The organism is Rhizobium sp. LEGMi-198b, from assembly GCF_054114205.1.
This window is the reverse complement of the sequence record NZ_JBSYVH010000005.1, coordinates 389,761-404,786: the sequence shown is the minus strand read 5'-3', so window position 1 is coordinate 404,786 and position 15,026 is coordinate 389,761. Positions and strand designations below refer to the sequence as shown.

Genomic DNA, 15,026 nt, shown 5'->3' with positions numbered 1-15,026 from the left:
CGCGCCACTCGACCTGAAGCACCTGAATCAGCCGCGACGCGTGTTCTCCGTCGTGTCACTATAGTGGTTGGTGTAAAATTCACACAGGCTTTACCAAATTCACGCGAATTCCCTGAAGTTTGCTCTCCATATCCGTGTAGTGAATTGACGTCCGCCTCCAAGTCAATCAAGAAAAACCATCAATATGGTGCCGCATGATGCGGTCCGGGCGAGGCAAGATGTAGGCTACATTTTCCTGCGAGATCCGCAGACGTGGCCTCAGCCTCTAAAGGGCGAGAGCGTATCGTGGGCAAGCATTCCGGGTGGGATTCCAGCAAATCGTTCAACGAGCGGACCGTCTTGCGGTCGAGGGCACGTAAGGCCATTCACCGGCTCGCGCGCCTTGGACATCAAACGCTTGCCGTCACCCTCAGCGCGCTTCTGTTCTTGCAGCCGATGCTCGCCAATGCCCAATCGATCTCGGCAAGCACGACGGCACCTATTGCCAACCAGCCGAGTGTCGGAGCGGCTCCGAACGGCGTGCCGCTGGTCGACATCGTCACGCCGAACGCGGCCGGACTGTCGCACAACAAATACGACAATTTCAACGTCGGCACGCAGGGTGCCATCCTCAACAATTTCAAGGGCGAGGAAGGCACCTCGAACCTTGGCGGGGTCACGCCGGGCAATCCGAACCTCAATGCCTCGAACCCGGCCTCGGTGATCCTCAACGAAGTCACCAGCGGCAACCGCTCGGCGCTGAATGGCCCGACGGAAGTGTTCGGGACAAAAGCGGACGTCATAGTAGCGAATCCTAACGGAATCACATGCAACGGCTGCGGCTTCATCAACACCCCGCATGCCACCCTGACCACGGGTGTACCCACTATCGGCGCCGATGGCAGCCTGACGGGTTTTACGGTCAATGGCGGCGACGTCACCTTCGAGGGAGCTGGCGGCAATTTTGCGGCCAGCCCCGGTGCTGTCGATCTCTTCGATGTCGTCTCCCGCAGCATTCACGTCAACGGCCCGGTTTATGGCAAGGCGCTGCGCCTGACGGCCGGAGCGAACAAATATGACTATGCGACGGGCGAGGCGACGGCGCTAACCTCCGTCTCCGGCACGCCGGAATACGCCATCGACGGCACGGCGCTCGGCGCCATGCAGGCCGACCGCATCAAGATCGTCGTCACAGAGAAGGGCGCCGGCGTCAATATGAGCGGCGACATGGCCGCCAATGCCGCAGACCTGACGCTGTCGGCGGACGGTAAGATCTCGATCGCCAATGTGTCGGGCAGCCAGGGCGTCTCCATCACCTCGAAGTCCAAGGTGACGGCGGCCAAGGTGAGCTCGAAGGCAAAGCTCGCTGTTCAGGCCGATTCCGGCATTACGCTGCAATCGGTCGCTGCCGACGACGATATCGCCTTGTCGAGCGGTGCCGGCCTGTTGAGTGTGACCGGCGACGGCAACAGCGCCACGAATGTGGCGATGACATCGGCGGGGGGCATCTCTGCTGCGAATGTCACGGCCGGTGGAACCGCGACGTTGTCGGCCTCGGCCGGCAATGTCAGCCTCACGGGGGCGGCCAGCAGCAAGGGCGCGCTGTCGATCACGGCGACCTCCGGCGCGATCTCGGCCGCATCGCTGTTGAGCTACAACAATATCGGCCTTAATGCCGGCCTCGATATTTCCGTTGCCGGCACTGTCTTTGCCCAGGGCAAGATTGCCGCCACCGGCCGCTCGATCTCGAGCGGTGCCACCGTCTCCGGCCTCGACATCGCCGCAACGCAGGCGGATGCCAGTGGCAAAACCGTGCTGGCGAGCGCCGCCGACCTGCAACTGACGGCGACGGGCGGTGCGGTCAATGCCGCAAGCCTGCTGTCATCCGGCAATATCACGGTCGACGCGACATCGTTGACAGCCCAGACCATCACGGGCCACGGTGCCATCATAATCAACGCCACCGGCGCGACGGCCGCAAACGGTCTCGTGGACGTCAGCGGCCAGATCCTGGGCAGCAGTGGCATCACCATCTCCGGGGCCGGCATCCAGGCAACGACGATCGCCTCCGGCGTCGATTTTGCCGCCACCGATGCGGCGGGCGGCAATATCGCTCTTGGGACCGTCGGCACGCTCGATCTGACCGCCGCCGGCACGATCGATGTCGACACGCTGCTGTCGGCCGGCGATCTTACGGCTCAGGCCAACCTGCTGCAGGCCAACAATCTGACGAGCCACGGCAATGTCGACATCGATGGCGGCGTTGATGTCGCCAGCCAGTTGCTCGGTGCCGGCGATATCACCATCCATGGCAACGCCAATGGCGTCAGCACCGATCTTCTTGCCTCCGGCGTCGACTTTGCCGCGACCAAGGCGGCCGGCGGCAATATCGTGCTGGCGAGTAGCGGCGATTTGACGATCGACGATAGCGCCGGCGCCGTCCAGATCGGGACGATCCTTGCAGCAGGCGCGATCGATGCAGTCGGCCAGACGATCACCGCCGACACCATCACCGGCCACAAGAACATCACGCTTGCCGGAGCCACCAGCACGCCGACGGGCAGCGGCCGCGTCGATGTCAGCGGCCAGGTCCTTGGTGGCGGCAATGTCAGCATCACTGGCTCCGGCATCACCGCCGATGCCATTGTCTCCGGCGTCGATATCGCCGCCACCGATGCGGCCGGCGGCGCAATTGTCCTTGGCACAACGGTCGCCGGAACCGGCAATTTGACGCTTGCAGCCTCAGGCGCGCTCACTGCCGGAACGCTGCTGTCTTCAGGCGATCTTAATGCGAGCGCCGCGACCATCACCGCAGACAATATCTCGGCCCATGGCGACATGACGCTTGGCGGCGCCATCAGCGTGAGCGATCAGATCCTTGGCGCCGGCAACGTCTCGATCACCGGCCAAAGCCTGGCGGCCCAGACCCTCGTCGCCGGCATCGACTTCGACGCTACCAATGCCGCCGGCGGCACGATCACGCTCACATCCAGCGGCGATCTGACGGTTGCGGTCAGCGGCGCCATCACGGCGCCGACCATACAGGCCGCCGGCAATCTCAATGCCAGCGGCGCGACCATCACTGCGGATGCGATCACCGGGCACAAGAGTATCACACTCGCAGGCGTTACCAGCACGACGACCGCAAGCGGTCGCGTAGATGTCAGCGGCCAAGTCCTTGGCGGCAGCGACATCGATATCTCCGGTTCCAGCATCAAGGCTGGCGTCATCGTCTCCGGCGTTGATTTCGCGGCAACGGCTGCTTCTGGCGGTGGCATCGCACTCGCCAGCAGTGGTGACCTGACCCTTGCCTCGACCGACATCGTTGACGCCGGCACGCTGCTGTCGGCCGGCGATCTCCATGGGACAGGCACCACCATCACTGCGGATTCGGTCACGGCGCATGGCGACATGATGCTCGGCGGTGCCATCAGCGTCACCGACCAGATCCTCGGCGCTGGCAACGTATCGATCAGCGGCCAAAGCCTGTCGGCACAGACCCTGGTCGCCGGCATTGATTTCGACGCCACCGACGCCGCCGGCGGCAACATCACCCTCGGCCAAGCCGGTAACCTGACGGTCTCGGTTAGTGGCGCGATGACGGCCTCGACGATCCAGGCTGCGGGGGCGATTGATGCAAGCGGTGCCACTGTCACCGCCGACACGATCACCGGTCACCGGGACATCAGCCTTTCCGGCGCGACTGGCACGACGACCGCAAGCGGTCGCGTGGATGTTAACGGACAAATCCTCGGTGGCGGCGACATCACCGTCTCCGGCTCCAGCATCAAGGCCGGCACCATAGTCTCCGGTGTCGAGTTCACCTCCGCAGCTGCTTCTGGCGGTGGCATCGTGCTTGCCAGCAGCGGCGATCTGAGCCTCACCGCGACCGGGATCATCAATGCCAGCACGCTGCTCTCTGCCGGTGATCTCAGTGCGGCCGGCTCGACCGTCACTGCCGATGCAGTCACGGCTCATGGCGATGTCATGCTTGGCGGCGCCATCAGTGTTACCGATCAGATCCTCGGCTCGGGCAACGTCTCGATCACCGGCCAGAGCCTGTCAGCACAGACTCTTGTCGCCGGCATAGACTTCGACGCCACCGATGCTGCCAATGGCACTATCGTCCTCGGTCAGACAGGCGATCTGAAGGTCTCCGTCAGCGGCAGCGCGGCGGCTTCGACCATTCAGGCGGCCGGTGCGATCGACGTCACTGCAGCGTCCGTTACCTCTGACGCTGTCACTGGCCACAAGGACATCACCCTTTCCGGCACGACGACCGCAAGCGGTCGCGTGGACATTAGCGGCCAAGTCCTCGGCGGCGGCAACATCAGCATCTCCGGCTCCAGCATCAAGGCTGGCGCCGTCGTCTCCGGCGTTGACTTCGCCGCCACGTCTGCTAGCGGCGGCAATATCGTCCTTGCCAACGGCGGCAATCTGACGCTTGCTTCGACGGGGATCGTTGATGCCGGTACGATGCTGTCGGCCGGCGATCTCAGCGCGGCCGGTTCGACCATCACTGCGGATTCGGTAACGGCCCATGGCGATATCACGCTCGGCGGCGCCATCGTCGTCAACGGTCAGATTCTCGGCTCCGGCAATGTGCTGATCAGCGGCCAGAGCCTGTCAGCACAGACCCTCGTCGCTGGTATCAATTTCGACGCCACCAATGCTGCCAGTGGCAATATCGTCCTTGGCCAGAGCGGCGATCTGACGGTCTTGGTCAGCGGCGCGGCTGTGGCGTCGACGATCCAGGCAGTCGGCGTCATCGACGTTAGCGGCGCCACTGTCACCGCCGACGCGATCACCGGTCGTCAGGACATCAGCCTTTCCGGCGCGACCAGGATTAACGGTCAAGTCCTGGGTGGCGGCGACGTCACCATCTCCGGCTCCAGCATCCAGGCCGGCACCGTGGTTTCCGGCGTCGACTTCGCTGCGACCTCCGTCGGCGGCGGCAACATCGTGCTCGCCGGTAGCGGTGACCTGACACTGGCTTCGACCGGTAATATCGACGCCGGCACGCTGCTGTCGGCCGGCGATCTCAATGCCAGCGGCACGACCGTCACCGCCGATGCGGTAACCTCGCATGGTGATGTGATACTCGGGGGCGCGATCAGCGTTAGCGGCCAGATTCTTGGCGCCGACAATGTCTCGATCACCGGCCAGAGCCTTTCCGCTCAGACCCTCATCGCCGGCATCGACTTCGACGCCACCAATGCCGCTAGCGGCAATATCGTCCTTGGCCAAACCGGCGACTTGACCGTTTCGGTCAGCGGCGCCGCGGCGGCCTCGACCACACAGGCCGCCGGCGCAATCGACATCAGTGCAGCTTCCGTTACCTCTGACGCGATCACCGGCCACAAGGACATCACCCTTTCCGGCGCCACTGCCGTCAGCGGCCAGGTCCTCGGTGGCGGCGCCATCGACATCTCCGGCTCCAGAATCACGGCCGGTGCTGTCGTCTCAGGTGTTGATTTCTCGGCGACGGCTGTTTCTGGTGGCAACATCGTCCTTGCCAGCAGCGGCGACCTGACGCTGACGTCGACCGGCGACATCGATACGGGCACCTTGCTGTCGGCCGGCGATCTCAGCGCAGCCGGTTCGACCGTCACGGCCGATGCCATGACGGCCTATGGCGATGTGACGCTTGGCGGTGCCATCGTCGTCAACGGCCAGATCTTGGGCTCCGGCAATGTATCGATCTCCGGCCAGAGCCTGTCGGCCCAGACCATCGTCGCCGGTATCGACTTTGATGCCACCAATGCTGCCGGCGGTGATATCGTGCTTGGCCAGACAGGCGATCTGACGGTTGCGGTCAGCGGCAATGCCGCGGCATCGACCATGCAGGCTGCCGGCGCCATCGATGTCAGCGCGGCCACGGTCACTGCCGACGCGATCACTGGCCATAAGGACATCACGCTTGCCGGTGCGGCTACGGTAAATGGCCAAGTCCTCGGCGGCGGCGATATCACTATCTCCGGTTCCAGCATCACCGCCGGCGCCATCGTCTCCGGGGTCGATTTCGCAAGCACCGCGGCTGCCAGCGGCAACATCGTCCAGACGGTGAGCGGCGACGTGTCGTTGACGTCCACGAGCGATCTTGCCATCGGCACGCTGTTGTCCGCCGGCGACCTCACCGCGCAAGCGCTCGACCTGACGGCGGGCAGCATCACCGGTCATGCCAATATCGATCTGAAGGCCAGCGGCACGACGAGCGGAACCGGTCGCGTCGATGTCAGCGGCCAGGTACTGTCGGCTGGCAATCTGACCGTCAGTGGTAGCAGTCTCAATGCCGGCCTTCTGGTGTCCGGCGTCGATTTTGCCGCGACCAATGCGGCCGGCGGCAATATCGTGCTCGCATCATCGGGCGCCATGAATCTCACCGCCTCCGGCAATGCCGCGGCCGGCACCATCCTGTCCGCCGGCGACTTTGCGGCGACAGCGGCCGATCTTCAAGCCGGCAGTGTTACCAGCCACGGTAAGGTCGGCGTCATCGGCAACGTCAATATCACCAGCCAGATCCTGGCAGCCGGCGATCTCACCATCAACGGCGGCAGCCTCAGCGCGCCGGTGCTGATCTCCGGCATCGACTTTGCCGCCACCACCACAGCCGGCGGCAATATCGTGCTGGCGTCATCCGGTGCCATGAACCTCACCGCGACGGGCGACATCGTCTCGCAATCCATGCTGTCGGCTGGCGACTTTACCGCACAGGCGGCCAATCTTCAGGCCGACAGCATCACCAGCCATGGCAAGATTGCGATTACCGCAAGCGGTAACGCAGGCGTTGTCGGCAACGTCGATGTTGGCAACCAAATTCTTGCTGCAGGTGATTTGACGCTCACGGGCGGCAACATCAGCGCCCCCACCCTGATCTCCGGCATCGACTTTACCGCGACCAATGCCGCCGGCGGCAATATCGTGCTGGCATCGTCCGGCGCCATGAATCTTGCCGCCTCCGCCGGTCTTGCAACGTCGACCATGCTGTCGGCCGGCGATATCGACGCCAGTGCCGCCACCATCACCGCCGGCGCTGTCACCGCCCATGGCGATGTCACCCTTGCCGGCAGCAACAGCGTCATTGTCACCGGCCAGCTTCTGAGCGCAGACGACGTCTCGCTCTCCGGCCAGACCGTCCAGGTCAGTCAGGCCGTCACCGGCGTCGATTTTGCCGCTACCGCGCAATCATCAAACGGCGCCATCACTCTTGGTTCGAGTGGCGATCTCGACATTGTTGCGACAAGCGCCACAGCCAGCACGTTGATCGTCGCAGGCAACCTCGATGTGGCCGCGAGCGCCTTTACCGGCGGCAACATTACCAGCCACAGCACGGTGGCGATCGGTTCGTCCACCAGTCCCGGCGCGGTTGCGATCAACGGCCAGCTTCTCGGCGCCAGCGACGTGTCGATCACCGGATCTGCTATCAGCGGCAATGTCATCGTCGCCGGCGTCGATTTTACCGCCACCAGCCAATCGGCCAGCGGCAATATTGTTCTCAGCAATGCGGGTGATCTGACGCTCAAGGCGACGTCCGGCGACATCTCTGTCAGCAGCCTGATGGCCGCCGGCAGCATCACCGCCAATGCGGCGGGCAATGTCAGCACCAATGCCGTTGCCCATGGCGACCTGACGGTAAATGCCGGCAATGCGATCACGCTTAGCGGCCAGTCGCTGGCCGCGCGCAACGCCAATCTTGCTGCCCGGTCGATGACAATCAACAGCCTGGTGTCCGGCGTCGACTTTGCCGCCACCAGTGCGGCCTCAGGCGGCAGCCTGATGCTGCAGCACACCGGCGCGATGACACTTGCCGCCTCCAGCGGCAGCATCAACGCCAATGTACTGCTCGCCGGCGGCAGCGTTGCCGCCACGGCAACGCAGAACATCGGCTATGCCAGCCTGCAGAGCCTTGGCAATGCCACGCTCACCGCACCCGGTTCCATCAGCTATACCAGCACCACCCGTGTCGGCGGCAATCTCACCCTCAACACCGGCGCCCTCGATCTTTCCGGCAGCCGGGGCAGCGCGATTGCCGGCGCCGGCACGCTGATCGTCAACGCATCCTCCGCCAACCTCTCCGGCAGCAATCTCGTCTTCGGCGGCCTGACACTCAATCTTTCCGGCAATGCCGACCTCTCCAATGCTGACGTCAGCGCCGTCACCAACGGTGGCGGCTCAGGCGACATCACCGTTTCCGCCGCAGGCCTTACCACGACGGCCGGCACCTCGCTGCTTGCCGCGCACGACCTGACGCTTAATCTGCCGTCGCTCGGTAATGCCGGTCAGCTCGCCGCCGGCAACGATCTCACCTTCAACGTATCAGGGGATTTCTACAACAGCCCCTCCGGCCTCGTCTTTGCCGGCAACAACGCCAACTTCTTCGTCGGCGGCGTGCTCACCAACGACCAGGGGGCTCTGCTGTCCGGTAATGGTCTTGCCATTGCAGGGCCAGGCGGCGGTCGCAATGGCGCCGTCGTCAACTCCGCCGGCCTCATTCAGTCCGGCGGCAGCATGTCGATCCTGACCAACGGTCTGACCAACACCACGACCTCCGGACCGGTGATCCAGCGCAATGTGCAGATCTCCAACACCATCCTCAGCGCTTATGATCTGATCACCGAGACCTACAAGTGCGAGACGCGGTGCGGCACCGGCTCGGGACAACATGAGCCGACCTATGCCTGGACGGAGACCGTCGACCATCTGGTGAGCCAGATCGTCTCGCAGGATCAACTGATCTCCGGCGCCGGCGCTTCGGCCAAGATCCGTGCCGGTGGTCCCCTGACCATCAATGCGATCAATCTGACCAACGCCTATAGCTCGATCGAGTCCGACAGCAACATGCTGCTGACCGTCGCCGGCACGTTGACCAATGACGGCGCGACGCTGAACCGCACCACCACGACCACCTGCGACAGCTCTACGCCCTGCCAATATTATCCTGACGTCATCAAATCCGATACGACGCAGGGCGGTCCGGATTGCAGCGGCCCCAACAATCCCTGCATCGGCAGCAACGATCCGTCGCTCACCTATTCCGACAATCCCAATGGCAATCGTGACGCTTCGAGGGACCTTGCCGCCGGGTCAACAGTGAGCCTACAGTCGATCGGCGCCATCTCGGGCGTCATCGAGGCGCGGGGCGCGCTCGTCATCAATGGCGGCGGCACGGTCAACAACGTCGCCGCCAATGGCTCGATCAACGGCGGGGTTGCCATCGATGCGCCGGCAACCGCGAGCAATCCGCTCGGCGCCTTGAACAACATGACGGCCGGCGGCGCCCTGTTCAACGTCAATGCCGCACTCGCCAGCGTCGCCGCCAATAGCGGTGCCAGCGTCGGCAGCGGTCCGTCGCTTGCAAGCACCAGCACAACGATTGCCAGCGGTCCGACGGTCAATGGCAGCAGCCTGACTGCAGGCAGTACCTCGATCAGTGGCGGTAGCCTGACGGCGAATGGCAGCGCCTCAGTGGACGGGAACAGCGTGGCTGTCGCTAACGGCGTTTCGATTAGCGGCGGCAGCTTGACGGCGAATGGTAGCGCCTCGCTGAGCGGCAACGGCGTGACCGCCGCCGGCGGACCTTCGATCAATTCGACTGCCTTGACCACCGGTGGTGCCTCGGTCAACCCCAACAGCTTGATGGGCAAGCTGACCGCTGCCATCGGCAACAGCGGCAATCTTGCCCAGATGCTGCAGGTGAACGGCGCTCAGCTCGCCGCACTTGCCAAGCCGCAGTCCGGCGGCGTCGGCGGCACCGCGCCGGGCCAGGTCTTCCTGTTCGAAACGCGGGCCGCCTTCCTCGACGTATCGAAGTTCTACGGCTCGGCCTATTTTATCGACCGGATTGGCTATACGCCGGAGACCCAGGTCCCCTTCCTCGGCGACGCCTATTTCGACAACCAGCTCGTCGACGAGCAGTTGCGGCAACTGGTCGGCGATGGCCTCGGCGCCGGCTCCTTCATCCCCGGCAACAATGCCACCGATCAGATGAAGACACTGCTCGACAATGGTGTCGCCTATGCCGAGGCCAACGGCCTTGCCCTCGGCCAGGCGCTGACGCCCGAGCAGGCGGCCTCGCTCACCCAGTCGATCGTCATCTACCAGACCGAGATCGTCGACGGCGCACAGGTGCTGGTGCCGGTCGTCTACCTCTCGGCCGCCGACCGCGCCAAGGTCAACAACAGCGCCGCCGTCATCGCCGGCAACACGGTCAGCATCGATGCCGGCTCCGTCGACAATTCCGGCGCGATCGCTGCCGCCGACGGCATGACCATCAATGCCACCGACATCAAGGCCAATGGCGGCGTCTTCCTCGCCGGCGGCAACATGAACCTCAATGCCACCAACGGCATTACGCTCGCCGCCCAGACGATGAACATCGGCGGCCAGACCGTCGTTGCCGCGAGTGGCGGGGTGACCGCCGGTGGCAATCTGAAGATGGATGCCGGTGCCGGCAGCCTGACGCTCACCGGCACCAAGGTCGCCGCCGGCGGCTCGGCCGAACTTTCCGGCAAGACCGTGACGCTTGGCGCTGTCAAGCAGGACAATGGCGGCACGCAGGCCCTCATCGGCACCACCGTGGCGACGGGCGGCAATCTCACTATCGCCGGCACGAACGGCGTCAACATCATCGCAAGTTCCGCCAAGGTCGGCGGCGACCTCTCCGTCCTCTCCTCCAACGGTTCAGTCAACATCATCTCCGCCGGCGTCGAGAACACCGTCCTCACCAAGGACCGCCTAAGCCTTGCCCAAGGCGGCACCATCACCACGACCACCAGCCAGATCCAGCAGGGCTCGTCGCTGATCGCCGGCGGCGCCATGACCGTGTCCGGCAATCAGGGCGTCTTGATCGCCGGCTCGACGCTCGATGCCAATGGCAATCTCGGCATCGTCTCGACGAACGGCAACATCGCGATCACGGCGACTGAAGATCAGACCACGAGCCAGTCGAAGACGATCGCCGGCCTGGCCACCGGCTACAAGGGCGGCAGCTCGTCCTCGACTTCGGTGACCAGCAACGGCTCGTCGATCACTTCCGAGAATGGCAAAGTGACGGTCGAGGCTGATGCCGGCAATCTCAGCGTCATCGGGTCCGATATCGCCGCCAAGGGAGGCACCGCCACCCTGGTCGCCAAGGGTGACATCACCATCGGCGAAGCGGCCGACAGCGCTTCCTCCTCAAGCAAGTCCGGAAATACCAAGAGCAGCGAGACGACGACCACGGCTGAGGGATCGACGATCTCCGGCCAGACCGGCTTCAGCATTGCCTCCACCGGCGGCAACGTCACGATCTCGGCTTCCGACGTCACCGCTGGCGACGCAAACCACACCGCCGATGCCAAGATCAGTGCTGCCGGCAACATCGTCGTCGCCTCCGGCAAGGACACGGAAGAGACCACCTCCGACAGTAAGTCGAGCGGTTTCCTGTCGTCGAAGAAGACCCATACGCACACCTACGACGAGGATACCGTCGGCTCCTCCATCTCCGGCTCCGGCAACGTTAACGTCGCTGCTGGTGGCGAGACCGTCATCTCCGGATCGAGCGTCACCGCCGGCAATGATCTCAGCCTCTCAGGCTCGACCGTCACCGTCATGGCGGCAGAGGAAGAGCACGAGAGCGACAAGCAGACGAAGAAGTCAGGCATCGGCGTCGGTTCGGGCGGCGGGTTTATCTCGATCTATGGCAGTCACGACAAGACGATCAGCGAAAGCTCAACGGATAACGTCGGGTCGACACTCACTGCCGCAAATGGCAACATCATGCTCAACGCCACCAAGGGCGATCTCAACATCATCGGATCCTCGATCGCGGCGACCAACGGCGATGTCACGGGTAAGGCCACCGGCGATATCAACATCCTGCCGGGGCATGAAAGCGATGATACCTCGAAGAGCGACAAGCGCTCCGGCTTCGGCATCCAGGTCTCGACTAGCGGCGGCGGCGCGTCGATCGGCATCGGCGTTGGCCGCTTCACCGACCAAGTCAATCAAAGCGCCGATACCAATGCGGTCTCGACGATCAACGCTGGCGGCGACATCACACTTAAGGCGGGCGATACTTTTAACGATCAGGCCGGTCAGATCGCCGCAGGCGGCGGTGTGACCATCAGCGGCGCGAATGGCGTCAACATCCTCTCCGGCAACGACGTTACCAATTTCGACGAAGTGGCCACCAGCTTCTTTGCCGGCGTCAGCGTCGGTGTCTCCTCGAGCTTCGTTGGCGCCGGCCAAAGCATCGAGAACCTTGCCTCCAAGCTCGGCAACGTCACCGACGGCTATTCGGCCGCCAACGTCGCCTTTGCCGGCATGAAGGCCTATGAGGCGCTTTCCAATCTCAAGGACAGCGTCGCGGCCGGCAATCTCGCCTCCGTCTCACTGACGGCCGGCTTTACCTATTCGAAGACCGAGACCTCGGTTTCGAGCTCGACGCCGGTGCTGCCGACGACCTCGGGCAGCTCGGTCGACATCTCGACCGACGGCGATTTTGTCAGCCGCGGCCTGCAGATCTCTGCGCAAGCAAACCCCGATCATGCCGACGATCCGATGAATGGCAGCGTGCTGATCTCGGCCAACAACATCGACATGGCCGGCGCTCAGGCGACGACCGATGCTTCTTCGCGCAGCGAGTCGGCCGGTGCCAGCATCGGCGTCTCCGTCGGCGTCGGCATTGGCGGCGCCACCGGCATCACCCCAACGGCCAGTGTCTCGGCCGGTCAATCGAAATCGTCGAGCTCGTCGACAACGCAGATGATCTCCACCGTCAGCGCCTCGAACAACATCAAATTCGTCTCGAAGGGCGACACGACGCTCAACAACACCGTCTTCTCCGCCGACACGATCGACGGCGATGTCGGCGGCAATCTTTCCATCATCTCGACGCCGAATACCGGCACGCAGTCGAACAGCTCGTCCTCGCTCGGTTTTTCCTTCACCGGAGGCACAATCGGCAAGACTGCTGGGCAGGACCTGCTGACGGCAAGCAATGTCGGCACGGCGCTTGGCGGTCTGACACTCGGCGGCGTGCAACCGGGCTTCGGCTCCGGCGAGGGTTCGACCAACTGGATCGATACGCCCGCAGGCCTTTATTCCAACGGCGACCAGAACATCTCGGTCGGCAAGAACACCAACCTGACGGCGGCCGGCCTGATCTCCATGGATGGCCAGGTCAATCTCGACACCGGCACCTTGACCTGGTCCGACTTCGTCGGTTCGCAGAAATACCAAGGCTATCAGATCGACGCCAATATCGACCTGTATGGCGGCGCCGATGCAAACGGCAAGACGCAAAACAACAGTAGCGCCGAGGGCAAGTACCAGCTCGATGATGTCGAGCAGTCCGTCAAGGCGACGATCAGCGGCAGCGGTGGTGCAGGTAACATCACCATCCGCAATCCCGATCAGCAGGCCGCGCTGGAACAGAGTGGGCAGACGGGAGCGGTCGACCAGATCAACACTGATCCCACCCAGCAGAACGTCGTCACCAAGGACAAGCATATCGATCTGGAGCCGTATATCTCGGTTCAGAGCCTGCAGGCAGCGGTGAATGCCGGCCAGACGCTGATGCAGGCAATCGGCAGCGCGCTCGATAAGATGGTCGCCGATCGGAAAATATCGTCCGGCGACGGACAGACGGCGCGCAACATTCTGTTGAACCTGGACGATAAGGCGCTTCGGGCAGCCCTTATCAGCTGCGCGAAACAGGCCAGCGGCACAAGTTGCTCGGGGATTGACCCTGCGATTGGCGTCGTTTCATCCGATCTCGCCCTTACGATCATCGGCGTTGTTGAGATCGGAAACAAGAGCAAAGCCACAAGTTACGAGGACCAAACCACCGTCAGTGAGACTGGGCAGGAAGTCGGCCCCGAAACTGAAGACGAATTTAGAACGTGGGATGAGGTACTGGACGAATTTGAAGCCTTGAATGGTCCGAGGCTGCCTCCATCGATTACATCCCCAGGTCAGGTGAGATTGCCAGAAAGCCTCAACTGGCTCAACCAAAGCGACGGCATCGCCATTAATGGCTCAGGCGGTCTGTTCCGCAGTGTCGGTACCACATACGACGGCAGTGAGCCGGTCTATGAGGAACTCGGTCCGAGTGGTGAAACGACCGGGAAATACGTCACGCTTGATAGTGGCGGCAATGCCATAGCCGTGGGTGGCAATAGCGGTGTCACATACTTCCAGCAATCGAGTGGTTTGGGTTCTACGGCCGCAAACAATCCGGTTGCGACGCAACCGAACACTGCGTTCTTCTGGTCAGGTCGAACTGGCAGTGTTGGCGGTCAAGATGTCGCCGCCCAAATTGCCCTGGAGAACGGCGGTACGACACTTGAGACGTTAATTGGGCAGAATGGCGTCCAGATGCCAGCATGGGACGCCTCAAACCCTGCGGTTGTCCAAGCGTGGCAGAATATTTCCGCGCTGTATGCTGCCGGTGCCTCGGGAACAGTTCGCGCGGTCATTGGCTCAAGCCTTCGGCCGGGTAACGTCTGGGAAACCGCCGAGCTCCCCGCCTTGATGAACAATCCTAAAGTTACGCAGATCATTACTATTGACCCTGCGACGGGCGCTAGTAAGGTCATCTTTACGCGAGGTAAGCCATGATCCTTGATGTATCACGAGGCCATATCAAGGTGAACATTTTGGACCGCATTGCAACGGTGCAGGGGGAAATGTTCTTTCCAGGAAACGACAAGCTTGGCTTTGCGGTCTTTTCCGACACCATCGATTTCTGGGATCCACCTGACCAAGCCTTGCCGATTTCGGCTGCAGAAAAGCAAGCGATATTAGATGATATAAAGGCGGAGTTTGCCAAGGGAGGGCATACGCTTGAGATTGAATAGCCACAAGCAAGGCGAAATAGGTTAAATGGTACCCGCAGGTATCCCTGGGATCTGCTCGACGGGCCGGTTAAGTGAATGATCTATGGTCCTTGTCAGCGTCCGCTGCGATCTTCCTATTGCTTAGGGCAAATGATCGCCTTGAAGGGATCTGAACCTGAGACCCTGCTATTCCGATTTTCACTTGGTGCCAGATTATATAGTAGTTGC

General features: G+C 62.7%; 2 protein-coding genes. Both read left to right on the top strand.

Annotated features, from left to right (window positions below):
* The first annotated feature begins 285 nt into the window (after positions 1 to 285).
* Positions 286 to 14,580 carry a two-partner secretion domain-containing protein gene (locus tag ACXHXG_RS21020; RefSeq protein ID WP_457900569.1) on the top strand — a complete coding sequence of 4,765 codons (14,295 nt, stop codon included), beginning with the start codon at positions 286 to 288 and terminating at the stop codon, positions 14,578 to 14,580.
* A complete protein-coding gene (locus ACXHXG_RS21015) occupies positions 14,577 to 14,819 on the top strand; it encodes an Imm74 family immunity protein (RefSeq protein WP_457900568.1) in 243 nt (80 codons plus the stop codon). The genes ACXHXG_RS21020 and ACXHXG_RS21015 overlap by 4 nt, the downstream gene beginning before the upstream one ends.
* Positions 14,820 to 15,026 lie beyond the last annotated feature (207 nt).